This window comes from Streptomyces anandii JCM 4720 (assembly GCF_014650655.1).
Lineage (GTDB): Bacteria > Actinomycetota > Actinomycetes > Streptomycetales > Streptomycetaceae > Streptomyces > Streptomyces anandii.
On sequence record NZ_BMVJ01000021.1, the window covers coordinates 95,557 to 114,453 of the forward strand.

Sequence of the window (18,897 nt, forward strand, 5' to 3'; positions counted from 1 at the left end):
AGCAGGACCCGTCCTGCACCATCGTCGCGGGCGGCACCTATGACGACTCGGTCGGCTACTTCGTACGCCCGACCGTGATCGAGTGCTCCGACCCGGAGAACGAGGTGTTCCGCACCGAGTACTTCGGCCCGATCCTCGCCGTGCACGTCTACGAGGACGAGCGCTACGACGAGATGCTGACCCAGATGGAGTCGGTGTCGGACTACGCCCTGACCGGCTCGGTCGTCGCAGGCGACCGCGCGGCGGCGGCGTACACGATGGAGAGGCTGCGCTACGCGGCCGGCAACTTCTACATCAACGACAAGTCGACCGGCGCCGTGGTCGGCCAGCAGCCCTTCGGCGGCGGCCGCGCCTCCGGCACCAACGACAAGGCCGGCGCCCCGCAGAACCTGATGCGCTGGACGCTGACCCGCGCCATCAAGGAGACCCTGGTCCCGCCGACGGAGTACGGCTACCCGCACATGGGCTGACGTCCGGCGGCAACCGGCCCGGGAAGCCCGAGGGGCTTCCCGGGCCGTGCTGTTTCCGCGTGCCGACGGGACGGGAGACGTGCCGCCGTCTCAGATAGTAGGAAGTCCGAGTAATTGTGGAGACAGATGCCCGGTCCTCGCCTAGTTTTGTAGAAGCCGAACGCCTCGCTCGATCCAGCGCATGGCGGTCGTGAGCCGGGCCCCGCGCAGGTCACCCCTGCGGCGCGCCCCCGCCCCCTTCGCCGGGGGTACCGCCCACGCCCATAGGCAGTGGGGGAGTCTCGTAACCCTCTTTCCGCACTCCACGCTGTTCTCGAAGGAGTCGATTCCCCATGGCCGAGACGACCGTCCGCCGCCGAGTCCGCCACGTCTCCCGCACCACCGAGTCCGACCGCCGCAACGCCGCAGCCGCTCTCCAGCGCGCCCTCGACCGCCGTGACAACGGCGGCGAGACGGGCCACTGAACCGTCCGTCCCCCACAGGCTCCGGCTGTCCGTATCGCGGACAGCGTGTGTCATCTCCTGGGACGAGGAGTAGGGTGCCGACATGTCTCGCAGCATCGATCTCGCAGTGATTCCCGGTGACGGCATCGGCCAGGAAGTCGTGGCCGAGGGCCTGAAGGTCCTGGCCGCCGTCCTCCCGCAGGACGTCAAGCTGGAGACCCGGGAGTTCGACTTCGGCGCCCGGCGCTACCACGCCACCGGCGAGACCCTCACCGACGCGGACCTCGAGCAGCTCAAGCAGCACGACGCCATCCTGCTCGGCGCGATCGGCGACCCCTCCGTGCCGTCCGGCGTCCTGGAGCGCGGCTTCCTGCTCAAGCTCCGCTTCGCCTTCGACCACCACGTCAACCTGCGTCCCAGCAAGCTCCTGCCCGGCGTCGCCACCCCGCTCGCCGGTGAGCCGGAGATCGACTTCATCGTGGTCCGCGAGGGCACCGAGGGCCCCTACACGGGCAACGGCGGCACCATCCGCAAGGGCACCGAGCACGAGGTCGCCACCGAGGTCTCCGTCAACACGGCCTACGGTGTCGAGCGCGTCGTCCGCGACGCCTTCGCCCGCGCCCAGGGCCGCCCGCGCAAGAAGCTCACCCTCGTCCACAAGAACAACGTGCTGACCTTCGCCGGTCACCTGTGGACGAACGTCTTCAACAAGGTGGCCGAGGAGTACCCCGAGGTCACCACCGAGTACATCCACGTCGACGCGGCGACCATCTACCTGGTCACCCAGCCCGAGCGCTTCGACGTCATCGTCACCGACAACCTCTTCGGCGACATCATCACCGACCTCGCCGCCGCCGTCTCCGGCGGTATCGGCGTCGCGGCCTCCGGCAACATCAACCCGGGCCGCGAGTTCCCCTCCATGTTCGAGCCGGTCCACGGCTCGGCCCCCGACATCGCCGGCCAGGGCAAGGCCGACCCCACCGCCACGGTCCTGTCCGTCGCCCTGCTGCTGCGCCACCTCGGCTACGACGCCGAGGCCGGCCGGATCGAGGACGCCGTCTCCGCCGACCTCGCGGAACGCGCCGCCCTGCCCGCCCGCAGCACCTCCGAGATCGGCGACGCGCTCGCCGTACGAGTAGCCGGCTGATCCCGCCGCGCCACTCGAAACACTTCGAAGCCGTCGGGTCGCATCCGCACCCGGCGGCTTTTCGTCTGCGCCGCCGGGTGCCACCATCAACCCCTGGGCCGCATTCACCCCGTTTTCTTCCGCCGCAGCCCCCGCGCGATAATCGAACGCGGAGCCGCGACATGAGGGAATGCTCGGACGTCCTAGCACCGGCCACTGGCCGTGCGGGCGTGAGCGCGGCCCGTCACTACAACCCGGTGAAGGACACTCACTCATGACGACGCCCACGATCGAGCTCAAGCCCTCGGCCAATCCGCTCTCCGACGCGGAGCGCGAGGCGATCCTGGCCAACCCCGGGTTCGGCCGCCACTTCACCGATCACATGGTGACCATCCGGTGGACCGAGGGCCGTGGCTGGCACGACGGCCAGCTCGTTCCGTACGCGCCGATCCCCCTCGACCCCGCCACCCACGTCCTGCACTACGCCCAGGAGATCTTCGAGGGCCTGAAGGCCTACCGCCGGCCCGACGGCTCGGTCGCCACCTTCCGCCCGGAGAAGAACGCCCTGCGCTTCCAGGCCTCCTCGCGCCGCCTGGCCATGCCCGAGCTGCCCGTCGAGACCTTCATCGAGGCCTGCGACCTCCTGGTCCAGCAGGACAAGGCATGGGTGCCGGCGCACGGCGGCGAGGAGTCGCTCTACCTGCGCCCGTTCATGATCGCCACCGAGGTCGGCCTGGGCGTCAAGCCCGCCAACGAGTACCTGTTCCTGGTCATCGCCTCCCCGGCCGGCGCCTACTTCCCCGGCGGCGTCAAGCCGGTCTCCATCTGGGCCTCCGAGGACCGGGTGCGCGCCGTCCCCGGCGGCATGGGCGACGCCAAGACCGGCGGCAACTACGCGGCCTCCCTGCTCGCCCAGGCCGAGGCCGCCGCCAAGGGCTGCGACCAGGTCTGCTACCTCGACGCCGTGGAGCACAAGTGGGTCGAGGAACTCGGCGGCATGAACCTGTACTTCGTCTACGGCGACAAGATCGTCACCCCCTCCCTCAGCGGCTCGATCCTCGAGGGCGTCACCCGTGACTCGCTCCTCACGGTCGCCCGCGACCTCGGCTACGAGGCCGAGGAGGCCCGCGTCTCCATCGACCAGTGGCAGCGCGACTCGGAGAACGGCACCCTGACGGAGGTCTTCGCCTGCGGCACGGCCGCCGTCATCACCCCGGTCGGCACGGTCAAGCGCGCGGGCGCCGAGTGGAAGCAGTCGGGTGGTGAGCCCGGCGAGGTCACCATGCGGCTGCGCCAGGCCCTGCTGGACATCCAGCGGGGCATCACCGAGGACCGCCACGGCTGGATGCACGAACTCGCCTGACAGTCCACTCCCGCCCGGGCCGGGCCTCGCCCCCGGCCCGGGGGTCCGTTTCCCCCGTTCCCCGTCCTCCGGTTCGACCGGCGGGCGGGGAACGGCTGTTCGCGGACGCGTGCGGAGCGGCTGGCCCGCGCGGGGCATCCCCTCGTTCCGCGGTAGAGCGGCCGCCCCGGGCGTGTCGGGGGACGCGGGAGGAGCACGGGTGAGCGCACTTCTGTTAGAGCGGCAGTCAATGTGACGTACGCCGGGGTATCGCATCCCGGTTTGCTTTCCCGCGCCCCCGGTTTAGAGTGCTGTTCTAACCCGGGAGGACGAGGAGGTGCCGTTCCCGTGCGACTGACCCCCACCGAACGCGACCGGCTGCTGCTGTTCACGGCCGCCGAGCTGGCCCGCGCCCGCAGGGCGCGCGGGGTGCGGCTCAACGTGCCGGAGGCCACCGCGCTGATCGCCGACACGGTGTGCGAGGCCGCCCGCGACGGCGCCCGGCTCGCCGAGGCGATCGAGCGGGCACGGTCGGTCCTCGGCCCGGACGACGTCCTGCCGGGCGTCGCGGACGTGGTCACCGAGGTGCACGTGGAGGCCGTCTTCGACGACGGCTCACGGCTCGCGGTCGTCAGCGACCCGATCGCCGGCGGCTCCCTGGGCGACGGCGCTCCGGGCGCGCTGCTGCCGGGCCCGGAGCACGCCGAGCCGGAGGCGGCCTGGCGGCTCACGGTCACCAACACCGCCACCGTGCCCGTCTCCGTGACCTCCCACTTCCACTTCTTCGAGGCCAACCCCAGGCTCGACTTCCCGCGCGAGCGCGCCTACGGCATGCGGCTCGCCGTGCCCGCCGGGTCCTCCGTGCGGTTCGGGCCGGGCGAGAGCGCCGAGGTGGGCCTTGTGCCCATCGGGGGCGCGCGCGTCGCGATCGGCTTCGCCGGCCTCGTCGACGGGCCGCTGGACGCGCCGGGCGCCAAGGAGGAGGCCCTGCGCAGGGCCGCCGCCTGCGGCTATCTCGGCGTACCCGACATCCTGCGGAAGGAGGCCGGGCGATGAGCCGTCCCGGAGGCCACCCCGCCGAAGCCCGCCGCCTCACACCGCAGGAGTACGCCGCCACCCACGGCCCCCGGGCCGGCGACCGCGTCCGCCTCGGCGACTCCGGGCTGGTGATCCGCGTCGAGTCCGACGCCCAGCGTCCCGGCGACGAGTTCCTCGCCGGATTCGGCAAGACCGCGCGGGACGGGCTGCACCTCAAGGCCGCCGCCGTGCGCGAGACCTGTGACGTGGTGATCAGCAACGTCGTCGTGATCGACGCCGTGCAGGGCGTGCGCAAGGTGTCCATCGGCATCCGCGAGGGGCGCATCCACGCCATCGGGCGGGCCGGCAACCCCGACACCCTCGACGGCGTGGACGTGGTCGTCGGCACGGGCACGTCCATCGTGTCCGGTGAGGGCCTGATCGCCACCGCCGGAGCCGTCGACACCCATGTGCACCTGCTGTCGCCGCGCATCATGGAGGCCTCCCTCGCCTCCGGCGTGACCACGGTCATCGGCCAGGAGTTCGGCCCGGTGTGGGGCGTCGGCGTCAACTCGCCCTGGGCGCTCGGGCACGCCTTCGGCGCCTTCGACGCCTGGCCCGTCAACATCGGCTTCCTCGGCCGCGGTTCGTCCTCGCACGCCGCCCCGCTGACCGAGGCGCTGGCCGAGGGCGGCGCCTCCGGCTTCAAGATCCACGAGGACATGGGCGCCCACACCCGCGCCCTGGACACCGCGCTGCGCGTCGCCGAGGAGCACGACGTCCAGGTCGCCCTGCACAGCGACGGCCTGAACGAGTGCCTGTCGGTCGAGGACACCCTGCGCGTCCTGGAGGGCCGCACGATCCACGCCTTCCACATCGAGGGCTGCGGCGGCGGACACGTACCCAACGTGCTGAAGATGGCCGGCGTCCCCAATGTCATCGGCTCCTCCACCAACCCCACCCTGCCCTTCGGCCGGGACGCGGTCGCCGAGCACTACGGCATGATCGTCTCCGTCCACGACCTCAAGACCGACCTGCCCGGCGACGCCGCCATGGCCCGCGACCGCATCCGCGCCGGCACCATGGGCGCCGAGGACGTGCTGCACGACCTGGGCGCGATCGGCATCACCTCCTCCGACGCGCAGGGCATGGGCCGGGCCGGTGAGACCGTGCGCCGCACCTTCGCCATGGCCGGCAAGATGAAGGCCGAGTTCGGCCCGGCGGACGGGGACGGTCCGGACGACGACAACGCCCGCGTGCTGCGCTACATCGCCAAGCTGACGATCAACCCCGCCATCGCGCACGGTCTGTCGCACGAGGTCGGCTCCCTGGAGCCCGGCAAGCTGGCCGACATCGTGCTGTGGCGCCCCGAGTACTTCGGCGCCAAGCCGCAGCTCGTGCTCAAGTCCGGCTTCCCCGCCTACGGCGTCACCGGCGACCCCAACGCGGCCACCGACACCTGCGAACCCCTCGTCCTCGGACCGCAGTTCGGGGCGCACGGCGCCACCCCCGCGGACATCTCGGTGGCGTTCGTCGCCCGCGCCGCCCTGGACCAGGGCCACGACACCATGCCCACCCGCAGGCGGCGGGTCGCCGTCCGCGGCACCCGCGGCATCGGCCCCGCCGACCTGCTCCTGAACTCCCGTACCGGATCGGTGGACGTGGACCGGCGCACCGGCCTGGTCACCCTCGACGGCGACCCGGTCCGCTCCGAGCCCGCCGAGTCCGTCTCCCTCAACCGCCTGTACTTCCTCTGAGGACGCGCCCCATGAACACCCCCGCCGCCGACGGCTTCCGCATGCCCGCCGAGTGGGCCCCGCACGAACGCACCTGGATGGCGTGGCCGTCCCCCAACCCCACCTTCGACGACCCCGGTGATCTCGCCGCCGCCCGCGAGGCCTGGGCGTCCGTCGCCCGTGCCGTCCGCCGCTTCGAACCCGTCACCGTGGTCTGCGGCCCCGGCCAGTCCGCCGAGGCCCGCGACCTGCTCGGCGACGGCGTCGAGACCGTCGAGCGCGACCTCGACGATGCCTGGATGCGGGACATCGGCCCGACCTTCCTCACCAACGGCGCCGGTGAACTCGCCGCCGTGGACTGGACGTTCAACGGCTGGGGCGCCCAGCACTGGGCCCGCTGGGAGCACGACGCCAAGATCGCCGCACACGTCTGCGACCTCGCCGGCGCGAAGACGTACGCCTCGCAGCTGGTCAACGAGGGCGGCGCCATCCACGTCGACGGCGAGGGCACCGTCCTGCTCACCGAGACGGTCCAGCTCGGCCCCGAGCGCAACCCGCACTGGACGCGGGAACAGGTCGAGGCGGAGATCCACGCCCACCTCGGCACCGAGAAGGCCGTCTGGCTCCCGCGCGGGCTGACCGGCGACTACCCTCCCCACGGCTACGGCACCCTCGGCCACGTCGACATCGTCGCCGCCTTCGCCCGGCCCGGCGTGGTCGTCGCCCACCACCAGCCGGACCCCGCGCACCCCGACCACGAGGTGACCAAGGAGGTCATCGGCATCCTCAAGTCGGCCACCGACGCGCGGGGCCGCCGCCTGGAGGTCGTCGAGGTCGCCGCCCCCACCGTCCTGGAGGCCGACGGCCACTGGGCCGACTACTCCTACATCAACCACTACCTCTGCAACGGCGCGGTCGTGCTGTGCGCCTTCGGCGACCCGCGCGACGAACTCGCCGCCGACGTCTTCGCCCGGCTCTTCCCGGAGCGGACGGTGACCCTCGTCGACGCGCGTACGATCTTCGCGGGCGGGGGCGGCATCCACTGCATCACGCAGCAGCAGCCCAAGGTCTGACACAGAGCTCGAGGTCCGACACGTACAGGAGCAGCAGATGGCCGGTGCGGCCCGTGCGCGCAGGAACGCGCCGCCGCGCGAGGAGGTCCTCGCCGCCGCCATGGAGATGATCGCCGAGCGCGGTCTGGAGAAGCTCACCATGGCGGCGCTCGGCCGCGAGGTCGGGATGAGCAGCGGCCACCTGCTCTACTACTTCGGTTCCAAGGACGAGCTGCTGCTGCGCACCCTGGAGTGGAGCGAGAGCCGGCTCGGCGCCGGGCGCGCCCGGCTGCTGGCCGCGGGTGGCAGCGCCCGTCGGCGGCTGGACGCCTACGTCGACCTGTACGTCCCCGACGGCCACCGCGACCCGCACTGGACGCTCTGGCTGGAGGTCTGGAACCGCTCGCAGAACGCCGACGACGACGCCCGCGACCGGCAGGCCGCCATCGAGGGCGCCTGGCACCGCGACCTGGTCGCCCTGATCGCCGAGGGCGTCTCGCGCGGCGAGTTCCGCCCGGTGGACGCCGACCGCTTCGCCGCCCGGCTGCGCGCCCTGCTCGACGGCTTCTCCATCCACGTGGCGATCGGCCTGCGCGGCACCGACCGCACGCGCGTCCTCGGTCATGTGGGGGAGTTCCTCGACGAGGCGCTGGGGACCGCCGGGCCCGCGGACGCCTGAGAATCCCCGCGCGTGTGTCTCGGCCGGGCGCCCGCATCCTGAGACAGCGGGGAGCCATGGGGGCGGAATGTGCCAGACTGCCCCCGTGCTCTCGTTCGCCACGATTATTGGCAGCAGGCGCGCCGGTCCGCAGTGACCGTCTCGTACGACCAGGTACGAGCGGCCACCGTCGTCCTCGACCCGCGCGCAGACCTCTCGCACCCGCGAGAGGTTTTTCGTTTTCCTGGCCCACCCGCAGCCGGGGGACAGGCGCGAGGGACCATTGGGGGGACGGTGGAGCCGGTTATTCCGGTAAGACCGAGATTCACCAACAGGAGCCTTGAGACCATGACCGAAACCAGCCGGCCGGCCGACTCGTTCCACGTCTTCGACACCACCCTGCGCGACGGCGCCCAGCGTGAGGGCATCAACCTCACCGTCGCCGACAAGCTGGCCATCGCCCGGCACCTGGACGACTTCGGCGTGGGCTTCATCGAGGGCGGCTGGCCGGGCGCGAACCCCAGGGACACCGAGTTCTTCGCCCGCGCCCGGCAGGAGATCGAGTTCCGGCACGCCCAGCTGGTCGCCTTCGGCGCGACCCGGCGGGCGGGCGGCAAGGCGGCCGACGACCCGCAGGTCAGGGCGCTGCTGGAGTCCGGTGCCGAGGTGATCACCCTGGTCGCCAAGTCGCACGACCGGCACGTGGAGCTGGCGCTGCGCACCACGCTGGACGAGAACCTCGAGATGGTGCGGGACACGGTGTCCCACCTGCGCGACCAGGGCCGCCGGGTCTTCGTCGACTGCGAGCACTTCTTCGACGGCTACCGGGCCAACCCCGAGTACGCCAAGGCCGTGGTGCGGGCCGCCGCCGAGGCGGGCGCCGACGTCGTCGTCCTCTGCGACACCAACGGCGGCATGCTGCCCGCCCAGGTCCAAGCGGTCGTCTCCACCGTGCTGGCCGACACCGGGGCGCGGCTCGGCATCCACGCCCAGGACGACACCGGCTGCGCGGTCGCCAACACCCTCGCCGCCGTGGATGCGGGCGCCACCCACGTGCAGTGCACGGCCAACGGCTACGGCGAGCGCGTCGGCAACGCCAACCTCTTCCCGGTGGCCGCCGCGCTGGAGCTCAAGTACGGCAAGCGGGTGCTGCCCGAGGGGCGGCTGGCGGAGATGACGCGGATCTCGCACGCCATCGCCGAGGTCGTCAACCTCACGCCCTCCACCCATCAGCCCTACGTCGGCGTGTCCGCCTTCGCGCACAAGGCCGGTCTGCACGCCTCCGCGATCAAGGTCGACCCCGACCTCTACCAGCACATCGACCCCGAGCTGGTCGGCAACACCATGCGCATGCTGGTCTCCGACATGGCCGGCCGCGCCTCCATCGAGCTCAAGGGCAAGGAGCTCGGCATCGACCTCGGCGGCGACCGCGAGCTGGTCGGCCGGGTGGTCGAGCGGGTCAAGGAGCGCGAGCTCAAGGGCTACACCTACGAGGCCGCCGACGCCAGCTTCGAACTGCTGCTGCGCGCCGAGGCCGAGGGCAGGCCCCTGAAGTACTTCGACGTGGAGTCCTGGCGGGCCATCGTCGAGGACCGCCCCGACGGCACCCACGCCAACGAGGCCACGGTCAAGCTGTGGGCCAAGAGCGAGCGCATCGTCGCCACCGCCGAGGGCAACGGCCCGGTCAACGCCCTCGACCGCGCCCTGCGGGTGGCCCTGGAGAAGATCTACCCCGAGCTGGCCTCCCTCGAGCTGGTCGACTACAAGGTCCGCATCCTGGAGGGCAAGCACGGCACGTCCTCCACCACCCGCGTCCTCATCTCCACCTCGGACGGCAAGGGCGAGTGGTCCACGGTGGGCGTGGCCGACAACGTCATCGCCGCCTCCTGGCAGGCCCTGGAAGACGCCTACACCTACGGCCTCCTGCGCGCCTCCGTGGAACCGGCGAAGTAGCCCGGCCCGGAGCCGGGCCGGTCAGGGGCCGGGCCGGGCAGCGGCCGGGCCGGTCAGGGGGCCCGCCAGATGTTGTCGAAGGCCGCGTCTTCGATCCGGCGGCGCTGGCGGACGGACTCCAGTTCCGTGACCGCGTGGTTCACCGCTGCCAGGACGACCGTCAGGGATTCCTCGCCGGGGTCCGGGAGTGCGCCCGGCTCCTCGATGCCCACCGCTGCGGCGAGGCCGCGGAGCAGCGGCTCGCCGGACGCCCAGCGGTCGGCCGCCTCGCGGCGGGCCGGTGAGTCGGCCGGTGACTGCCGGGCCGTGCGGCGCGGCATCCAGCGGTGGCGCTCCCCGGCGGGCAGCCCCTCGGCGTCGAGGCCGGAGACGTAGGCCGCCGCCAGCCCACGCCCCCGGCGCCACAGCCAGTCCTCCACGGTCTCGTACGGCGCCCGGTCCACGAGCGCGGCCCCCGCCTCGTCCAGGAGCCGGTCGCCCGTGGCCGGCCGCGCGCCGGGCACGACGCGGTCGCCGTCCAGGGCGACGTACCCGCCCGTCAGCAGGTCGGCCAGTTCGGCCCCCGCGAGCGCGAGGGACAGGTCGCCCTGCTCGACGGGCCGGGCGGGCGGCACGTCCATGGTGACGATCAACAGGTCGCGCGGTGTGGTCATGCCGCCTGACGATACGTCACCTCAGCTGCCACTTCTGGTTAGCCGCCCCGGTGCACGACCAGATCTGCGCCCGCGCCCCGTTGGCCGTGGAGTTGTCCGTGACGTCGAGGCACTTGTCCGCCGCCGGGTTCACCACGTCCCCGGTCGAGGCGTTGTACGACCACTGCTGCGCGCCGGTGCCGTTGCAGTCGTAGAGCTGCACCTTCGCGCCGTCGGCGGTCGACCCGGACGTCACGTCCAGGCACTTGCCGAGCGCCCGCACGGTCCCGTCCGTCTGCACGGTCCACTGCTGGGCCGACGTGCCGTTGCAGTCGTAGAGCTGCACCGCCGTGCCGCCCGCGGCCGAACCGCCCGCGACGTCCAGGCACTTGCCCGCGAGCCCCACGAACGCGCCCGACCGGCTCGTGCCGCCCGACTGCGTCCCGGACCAGGTGAAGGTGGCCGAGGTCCGGCCCGGCAGCGTGTAAGTGGCGTGCTGTGAACCCCAGTTGATCGTCACCGTTCTGGCGCTCGACGCGTCGTTGTAGGCGATCAGCGCCTTGCCGCCGTCCGGGTTGCGCCAGGCCACGTTTGGCACGGAGGCGGAGGCCGTCGAGGCGATCCGCTGCGCTCCGGGCCGTACGAACTTCGTCAGGTGCCCCATGTCGTAGTACTCGACGGTGTAGTCGACCTGCCCCGAGCGCGCGTCCCCGTCGTGCACCGTGACCAGCCCGGTGCAGGTGCCGCAGCCGCCGTTGTGCGGGCCCATGTCCTGGTCCACCGCCAGGGACCACTTGGTCACCGACTTCGCCCAGTTGCGCGTGTAGTCGACGATGTTGTTCATGTCCTCGCGCTGCTGGTTCGCGATCCAGGTGCCGCCCGAGTGCTCGGTGCCGAAGGCGTCCAGCTGCGGATACCGGTTGTGCACGGCCGTCTGCTCGGTGACGTCCCCGCCGTAGCCGTGCCAGGCGATCCCGCCGAAGTTCGGGTGCGAGCGCACCGCCGCGTCGTCCACCGTCCGGGCGGCGTAGGAGTCGTAGGTGTCCCAGTTCCAGTCGAGCGCCAGCACCTTGGTGGACAGGCCCGCCGCCGCCAGCTTCGGCAGCAGCTCGCTCTTGGTGAAGTAGGCCAGCCCCGAGGCGTTCCAGCTCATCGACGGGTAGCCCGAGCAGCACGTCGGCTCGTTCTGCGCGGTCACGTACGACACCGGCACGCCCTGGTCGCGGTAGGCCTGGAGGTATTTCACGAAGTACGAGGCGTAGGCCCCGTAGTCCTCCGCCTTGAGCCAGCCGCCGTTCAGCTGCCCGCTGTCCTTCATCCACGCCGGCGCGGTCCACGGCGAGGCCATGACGGTCAGTGAGGGGTTCAGCTGCAGCGCCTGCCGGGTCAGCGGCACCACGTCCGCGAGGTCGTGCGCGATGGAGAACTTCGACAGCGAGGCGTCCGTCTGCCCGGCGGGCACGTCGTCGTAGGTGTAGCCGTAGCGGGCGAGGTCCGAGGCGCCCATCGGGTTGCGCAGGAACGACAGCCCGATGCCGTCGGTGGCTGAGAACAGCTTGCGCATGGTCGCGTCCCGGGTCGCCTGGGACAGCGCGCCGCTGCTGTTCATCAGCCAGGCCGCGGTGTCCGTGAAGGAGGCGCCGCCGCCGGTGAAGGTCTGGTAGCGGGTGTTCTCGTCCACGGTGATGTTCTCGCCGCCGCCCCCGGTGCCGGACTGGAAGGCGAACGGCGCCCGGGGTTCGAGCCCGCGGACCACGTGCCGGCCGCCGGAGTCGTCGGTCGTGGTCAGCCAGGCGGTCACCTGCTCGCCGGCCGCGTGCGCGGGGGGCGCGCCGGCCGTGCCGAGGGTGCCGAGCCCGGCGGCGGCCAGCAGCCCGGCCAGGAGCAGCCGTGCCGTGCGCGAGGGTCTTCTCATGGAGCGCCGCCCTTCGTGAGGTGGGGGATGGGGGCGTGCGAGCCGTGAGTAAATGACGGCTTCGTGTACGCGTCAAGAGGGTGCGCGTTCAGATCCCGAACGGACAACCTCCTTCATCCGGCCGCTCGTTGGCGGAGCCCGGCGTCTGTACCGGTTCTGACGTGAAGTCTTGACGGTCCCGCCGCCGCCCAGTTAACTCACGCCGTGATCTAAGTCATGAGTTTCCTGTCGTGAGTTGAGCCCAGAGGGTTCACAGAGCCGAGGGAAGGTCCATGCGAAGAACCGCCCTGCTCGCCTCCGCCACCCTGCTCACCGCCCTGATCCCGCTCGCCTCCGCGAGCCCGGCCGCAGGCGACGCCGACCCGGCCCCCGTACCCGTCGACCGCTTCGAGGGCGAGGTGCCCTTCGCGAGCCAGCCCGCCGAGGGCATCTTCACCTGGGGCGGCGACACCGACGACCCGCCCACCCTCGGGCTCACCGCCCGCCCCGACGCCCCCGAGGGCGCCAAGGTCCTCACCGGCACCTACGACATCAGCGGCTACGGCGGCTTCACCCACGACTTCGCCGCGAACCTGCCCGCCCACGACTGGTCCGCCCACCAGGGCGTCCGCTTCTGGTGGGACGGCCAGGACAACGGTCGCAAGATCGCCTTCGAGATCAAGGACGGCGGCGCGAACGGCGAGGCGTCGGAGCTGTGGACGACCTCCTTCACCGACGACTTCAGCGGCTGGAAACAGATCGAGCTGCCCTTCACCGACTTCACCTATCGCACGGACTACCAGCCGGTCGGCGGCATCGACCACGTCCTCGGGCTCACCCGGATGTGGGGCTACGCCGTCACCCTCCCGACCGGAGCGCCGGGCCGCTTCGCCATGGACGACGTGGAGCTGTACGGCAGGGCCGACCAGGCGCTGCGCGCCTCCGTCACCACCGACGCGCCGGTCTACCCGGTCAAGGAGGGCGCGACCGCCGCCGTCCGCGTCACCGTCGCCACGACCGGCTCCGCGCCCCTGGCGGAACCGGTGACCGTCGCCTACCGCACCGGTGCCGGCACCGCCCGCCCCGGCACGGACTACCGCCCGCTCACCGGCACCCTCACCTTCCCCGCCGGGACCGCCTCCGGCGCCACACGGACCGTGCGGGTGCCCACCCTCAAGAACCGGTCCCCCGAAGCCGCCGGAACGATCCCGCTCGAACTCACCGTCACCGGCGCCAGGGCACCCGCCGAGACCCCGCAGATCGTCCTCGACGCGCACGGACTGCCGTACCTGGACAGCAGGCTGCCCGTGAAGAAGCGGGTCGCGGACCTGGTCTCCCGGATGTCCCTGGAGGAGAAGGCCGGGCAGATGACCCAGGCCGAGCGCGGCGCGATGAGCGCCCCGGCCGACATCGCGGGGTACGCGCTGGGCTCGCTGCTCTCCGGCGGCGGCTCCACCCCGACGCCCAACACCCCCGCGGCCTGGGCCGAGATGACCGACTCCTTCCAGCTCCGCACGCGGGCCACCCGCTTCCAGATCCCCCTGATCTACGGCGTGGACGCGGTCCACGGCCACAACAACCTGGCCGGCGCCACGGTCATGCCGCACAACATCGGCATCGGCGCCACCCGCGACCCCCGCCTGGCCGAGCGGACCGGCGCGGTGACCGCGAGCGAGGTCCGCGCGACCGGCGTGCCCTGGGACTTCGCCCCCTGTCTGTGCGTCTCGCGCGACGAACGCTGGGGCCGCTCCTACGAGTCCTTCGGCGAGGACCCGGCGCTGGTGGAGTCCATGGAGACCGTCGTCCAGGGCCTCCAGGGCCGCGCGGACGGCCGTGACCTCGCCCGCGCCGACAAGGTGCTCGCCACCGCCAAGCACTTCGCGGGCGACGGCGGCACGGCGTACGGCTCCTCCACCACCGGCACGTACACCATTGACCAGGGCGTCACCAAGGTCACCCGGCAGCAGCTCCAGGCGGTGCACCTCGCGCCGTTCCGCACGGCTGTCGACCGGGGCGTCGGCTCCGTCATGCCGTCGTACTCCTCGCTCGACGTGATCGGAGACGGGCGCGGCCCGGTGAAGATGCACGCCCGCGCCGACATGATCAACGGTGAGCTCAAGGGCCGCATGGGCTTCGACGGCTTCGTCGTCAGCGACTGGAACGCGATCGACCAGCTGCCCGGCGACTACGCCACCCAGGTCCGCACGGCGGTGGACGCGGGCGTCGACATGATGATGGTGCCGTACTCCTACACGGACTTCCGCGGCACCCTGATCGAAGAGGTGAGGGCCGGGCGGATCAGCGAGCGGCGGATCGACGACGCCGTCTCGCGCATCCTCACCCAGAAGTTCCGACTCGGCCTCTTCGAGCACCCCTACGCGAACACCTCCGGCGCCGCACGGATCGGCTCCGCCGCGCACCGCGCCGTCGCCCGCCAGGCGGCCGCCGAGTCCCAGGTGCTGCTGAAGAACACGGACGGCGTACTGCCGCTGAAGAGGAACCAGAAGGTCTACGTCGCCGGGTCCAACGCGGACGACCTCGGCAACCAGACCGGCGGCTGGACCATCACCTGGCAGGGCGAGTCCGGCACCCACACCCGGGGCACCACCGTCCTTCAGGGCATGCGCGACGCCGGGGGAGACGTCACCTACTCCAAGGACGCCTCCGCGCCCACCAGCGGCTACGACGTCGGTGTGGTCGTCGTCGGCGAGACCCCGTACGCCGAGGGCGTCGGTGACGTCGGCAACGGCCACGACCTGGAGCTCCCGGCCGCCGACAAGGCGGCGGTGGACAAGGTGTGCGCGGCCATGAAGTGCGCGGTGCTGATCGTCTCGGGCCGGCCCCAGCTGATCCGCGACCGGCTCGGACGGATCGACGCCCTGGTCGCCTCCTGGCTGCCGGGCACCGAGGGCGACGGCGTGGCCGACGTGCTCTACGGCCGGCGGCCCTTCACCGGACAGCTCCCGGTGACCTGGCCGAAGTCGCAGGCCCAGCTGCCGATCAACGTGGGCGACACGGCGTACGACCCGCAGTTCCCGTTCGGCTGGGGGCTCACCACGCTGACCGGCGTGCCCTCGGGCGGCACGGAAACCCTGCGGGCGCTGGAACGGGCGGCGGGCGCGGCCGAGCGGGCCCACGCCGACCGCACGGGCCGCGCGCTCGTCACCAAGGCGCGGCTCCTCGTCCAGCGCGCGGTGGGCCAGAACATGAGCGCGGCCGTGGCGAAACCCTTCGCCGACGCCGACCATCTGCTGCTGACCGGGCACTACCGGGCGGCGGTGCAGCGGCTCACGGCGGCCTACCGGGCGGCGTGAGAGGCGGATGGGAGGCATGCCCGGCAGTGGGGTACTCACCGGGTGTGCCTCCTATCCATGCGAATGCCCCGTTTCCTGCTCGTTCAGGTAGTTTCGAACCATGAAGGCCCTCGTCCGGCCCCGAGCCCTTGGCGTCCCCGTCCGGCTGCTGGTCGCGCTCGCGGTCGCCGTCGTGGCCGTACTGTCCGCCGGAGTGCCGCGGGCGACGGCCGCCACGAGCATCTCCACGGTCGCCGAAGCACTGCGCAAGGACCCCGTCTACGTCGACCCCGCGGCCTCCGGGCAACTGTCGGCCGCCGACGCCGACGCGCTGTCCCGGCAGATCAAGGACGCCGACAAACCGCTGTTCGTCGCGGTGCTCCCCGCGGACTACCCCACCCAGAACCTCTTCACCGACCTGCGCACCGCCACCGGGATCACCGGCGCCTACGCCATCCGCCTCGGCGACCGCTTCGACGCCCGCGCCGACGCCTCCGTGCTTCCCCGCACCGCCGTGCGCAACCTGGTCACCAGCGTCCAGGGCGAGGACGCCAAGACCCAGCTGACCGACTTCACCAACCGGGCGCTGCCCACCATGCACGGCTCCGCCCCCAGCACCTGGGGCACCTCGGGACACGGCCGCGGCGCCTCGAGCACCGCGCTGATCACCGCGGCCGCGGTCCTGGTGGCCGGCGGCCTCGGCGCGTACGGGCTGGTCAGGCGCAACCGGCGCCGCAAGGCCACGGAACAGCGGGCCGCCCTGGACCGGCTGCGCGTGGTCGTCGACGAGGACATCACCGCCTTCGGTGAGGAACTGGACCGCCTGGACTTCCACCCGGCCGAGGCCGGCGCGGACGACGCCATGCGCGCCGACTACGAACGCGCCCTGGACGCCTACGAACAGGCCAAGCAGTACATGGCCCAGGCCCGCCGCCCCGAGGACGTGCGCCCCGTCACCGAGGCGCTGGAGGACGGCCGCTTCTCCCTGGCCCAGCTCGCCGCCCGCCGTGAGGGCCGCCCGCTGCCCGAGCGCCGGCCGCCCTGCTTCTTCGACCCGCGCCACGGCCCCTCCGCCACCGACGCCACCTGGGCGCCGGCCGGAGGCGCGCCCCGCCGGGTGCCGGTGTGCGCGGCCGACCAGGTACGCCTGGCCGAGGGCAGCGACCCGCACATCCGCGAGGTGGAGACGAACTGGGGCCGCCGTCCCTACTGGGACGCGGGCCCCGCCTACGGCCCCTGGGCAGGCGGCTACTTCGGCGGCGGCATCCTCCCCGGCCTGCTCGTGGGCACCCTGCTCGGCAACGTGATGGCCGCCCCCGCCTACGGCGCGTACTACGGCGGCGGCTACGGCGACTTCAGCGGCTACGGCTACGACGGCTCCGGAGGCTTCGGCGGCTACGACGGGGGTGACATGTCGGGCGCCGACTTCGACCCGGGCGACTTCGGGGGCGGCTTCGGCGACGGCGGCGACTTCGGCGGGGGAGGCGACTTCGGCGGTGGGGGGGACTTCGGCGGGGGCGGCGGAGGATTCTGAGCCCCGCCCCGCGAGGTCACGTCCGCGAGGTGGACGCGCGCCTCACGTCCTGGTGCCGGACGCGCCTCACAGTCCGGTGCCGGACGCGCCTGTCACATCCGGGTGCCGAAGTCCTGCGTCCACCAAGGCCCGCCCGAGCCCTTGTGAACGCCCACGCCGATGTTCTTGAAGGAGCAGTTGAGGATGTTGGCGCGGTGGCCGGGGCTGTTCATCCAGGAGTTCATCACCGACTCGGGGGTCTGCTGGCCCATGGCGATGTTCTCCCCGTAGGTGGACCAGCGGTACCCGGCCGCCGTGATCCGCTGACCGGGATCCTTGCCGTCGGGGTTGGTGTGGTCGAAGAAGCCGCGGGCGGCCATGTCGTCGGAGTGGCCCTGCGCGGCGGCGTCCAGCTGCGAGTCCTCCGTCAGCGCGCCGCAGCCCGCCTTCGCCCGCTCCTTGTTGACCAGGGCGACGACCTGAGCCACGGTGCCCGCCGGGGCCGGCTGGGCGGGCGGCGCGCTCGACGCGCTGGGGGTCGGCCGCGGCGCCCGCTTCGACGCGGGAGCACTCGCCCTGTGCGTGCTCTTCGCCGGGCTCGGGCTCCTGGACGCGGAGTGCGAGGGCGACGGGGACGGCGAGGGGGAGGCGGACGGGGAGCCCGGGGCGCTGGTGGCGGGCGCGGCCAGGTCCGTGACCGGGGTGGCCGGGGTCCGCGCCGCGGTGTCGTCCTGCGTCCCCGAGCCCGGCCCCACGCCGAAGTACCAGGCGCCGCCGCCCGCCAGACAGGCCGCCACGACCGCCCCGGCGGCCGCCCGCCGCCGCACCTTCCGGCGTCGGCGCGCCGCCTCCCGTGAGGCGACCCGCCCGCCGGCCGCCTCATGACCGTCCGCGCGTCCGCCCGCCGCCCGGTGGTGCGCCGCACGCCCGGCACGGTCCGGGACCGCGCCGAGCGGCTCGGCGGCACCGGCCGGCACCCCGTCGAAGCCGGACCGCAGGTTCGTCAGCAGCGCCACCGGCACCGGGACGAGCGCCAGGCCCGCCAGCAGTCCCTCGGCCGGCATCAGCCCGCTCCACAGGCCCGCGCAGCGCACGCAGTCGCGCGCGTGCCGGGCTATTCGCTTGCGCCACAGCGCGGACGGCGCGCCGTCCCAGGCCGCGAGCACCTCGCCCAGTTCCGCGCAGCGCGGCCGCGCGTCCAGTGCCCGTACGACCACCCTGGCCGCTTCCAGCTGCGCCTTCATCCGCTGCACCCGTACGGCCGTGTGCTGCGGCGACAGCTTCAGCGCCCCGGCGACCTCCGCCCGGGTCAGCTCCCCGGCGCACTCCAGCCACCACAGCGACAGCAGCGCCCGGTCGTCCGGCTCCAGCCAGCGGGTGGCCCGCGCGGTCTCCTGGCGCTGCCCGGACAGCTGGAGCCGCACCATGGTCATGTCCACGAAGTCGGCGCCCGGGTCCGCGACCTCGCCCGCCTCCTCCACGGCGCCCGGCGCGGCCTGCCGGTCCTGCCAGTGCGCCCGGACCCGGTTCATGGCGATGGCCACCAGCCAGGAGCGGAAGCTCTCGGGCGCGCGCAGCGAGCCGAGCCCGTCCAGGGCGCGCAGCATGGTGTCCTGCACCACGTCGTCCACGTCCACCGAGCCGTTCAGCGCGCGGCCCACGATGTTGTAGACCAGCGGGAGATGCGCGCTGACCAGGGCGTCCTGAGCCCGCGGATCGCCCTCTCGGGCAGCGGCGACCAGTGCCGCGAGGTCCGCCGTGTGCTGTG

13 protein-coding genes and 1 pseudogene are annotated in these 18,897 nt (G+C 72.7%); 11 read left to right on the forward strand and 3 right to left on the reverse strand.

Features of this window, described 5'->3' with window-relative positions:
• From IE249_RS38840 to cimA, 9 genes and pseudogenes are all read left to right on the forward strand, one after another.
• Window positions 1–470, forward strand: a pseudogene (locus tag IE249_RS38840) (aldehyde dehydrogenase family protein); the annotation flags it as partial.
• 332 nt (window positions 471–802) lie between these two features.
• Complete coding sequence (locus IE249_RS39785; RefSeq protein WP_268249178.1) at window positions 803–934, forward strand: hypothetical protein; 132 nt, start codon at window positions 803–805, stop codon at window positions 932–934.
• 82 nt (window positions 935–1,016) lie between these two features.
• Entirely contained in the window at window positions 1,017–2,060 is a 1,044-nt protein-coding gene (locus tag IE249_RS29205; protein ID WP_189709526.1) for a 3-isopropylmalate dehydrogenase, read from the forward strand.
• A 253-nt stretch (window positions 2,061–2,313) separates the two neighbouring features.
• Window positions 2,314–3,402 (forward strand): branched-chain amino acid aminotransferase, encoded by a 1,089-nt coding sequence (locus tag IE249_RS29210; protein WP_189709528.1) that lies wholly within the window; start codon window positions 2,314–2,316, stop codon window positions 3,400–3,402.
• Window positions 3,403–3,729: 327 nt separating this feature from the next.
• Window positions 3,730–4,437 carry an urease subunit gamma gene (gene ureA / locus IE249_RS29215; RefSeq protein ID WP_189709530.1) on the forward strand — a complete coding sequence of 236 codons (708 nt, stop codon included), beginning with the start codon at window positions 3,730–3,732 and terminating at the stop codon, window positions 4,435–4,437.
• Window positions 4,434–6,155, forward strand: coding sequence for an urease subunit alpha (locus IE249_RS29220; protein ID WP_189709532.1), 1,722 nt, complete (start codon window positions 4,434–4,436; stop codon window positions 6,153–6,155). The genes ureA and IE249_RS29220 overlap by 4 nt, the downstream gene beginning before the upstream one ends.
• 11 nt (window positions 6,156–6,166) lie before the next feature.
• The gene (locus tag IE249_RS29225; protein ID WP_189709534.1) at window positions 6,167–7,207 is read left to right on the forward strand and encodes an agmatine deiminase family protein; all 1,041 of its coding nucleotides are present in this window, start codon (window positions 6,167–6,169) and stop codon (window positions 7,205–7,207) included.
• A gap of 37 nt (window positions 7,208–7,244) precedes the next feature.
• On the forward strand, window positions 7,245–7,865 hold the full coding sequence (locus IE249_RS29230; RefSeq protein ID WP_189709536.1) for a TetR/AcrR family transcriptional regulator: 621 nt from the start codon (window positions 7,245–7,247) through the stop codon (window positions 7,863–7,865).
• Between the two features lie 327 nt (window positions 7,866–8,192).
• Window positions 8,193–9,797: a citramalate synthase gene (gene cimA, locus IE249_RS29235; RefSeq protein ID WP_189709538.1), complete on the forward strand. Its 1,605-nt coding sequence runs from the start codon at window positions 8,193–8,195 to the stop codon at window positions 9,795–9,797.
• A gap of 53 nt (window positions 9,798–9,850) precedes the next feature.
• On the opposite strand, the gene IE249_RS29240 is transcribed toward cimA, so the two are convergent.
• Both IE249_RS29240 and IE249_RS29245 read right to left on the reverse strand, forming a co-directional pair.
• On the reverse strand, window positions 9,851–10,450 hold the full coding sequence (locus IE249_RS29240; protein WP_189709539.1) for a GOLPH3/VPS74 family protein: 600 nt from the start codon (window positions 10,448–10,450) through the stop codon (window positions 9,851–9,853).
• A gap of 16 nt (window positions 10,451–10,466) precedes the next feature.
• Window positions 10,467–12,344 carry a lectin gene (locus tag IE249_RS29245; RefSeq protein ID WP_189709542.1) on the reverse strand — a complete coding sequence of 626 codons (1,878 nt, stop codon included), beginning with the start codon at window positions 12,342–12,344 and terminating at the stop codon, window positions 10,467–10,469.
• Window positions 12,345–12,616: 272 nt separating this feature from the next.
• Here IE249_RS29245 and IE249_RS29250 point away from each other — a divergent pair, with 272 nt between their 5' ends.
• Together IE249_RS29250 and IE249_RS29255 are read left to right on the forward strand one after the other, a co-directional pair.
• The gene (locus tag IE249_RS29250) at window positions 12,617–15,637 is read left to right on the forward strand and encodes a glycoside hydrolase family 3 protein (RefSeq protein ID WP_189709544.1); all 3,021 of its coding nucleotides are present in this window, start codon (window positions 12,617–12,619) and stop codon (window positions 15,635–15,637) included.
• 100 nt (window positions 15,638–15,737) lie between these two features.
• Window positions 15,738–17,150, forward strand: coding sequence for a hypothetical protein (locus tag IE249_RS29255; RefSeq protein ID WP_189709546.1), 1,413 nt, complete (start codon window positions 15,738–15,740; stop codon window positions 17,148–17,150).
• A 92-nt stretch (window positions 17,151–17,242) separates the two neighbouring features.
• Here the strand turns inward: IE249_RS29255 and IE249_RS29260 are convergent.
• Window positions 17,243–18,897 (reverse strand): sigma-70 family RNA polymerase sigma factor (locus IE249_RS29260; RefSeq protein ID WP_308434409.1); only part of this gene is annotated, 1,655 nt, incomplete at its 5' end.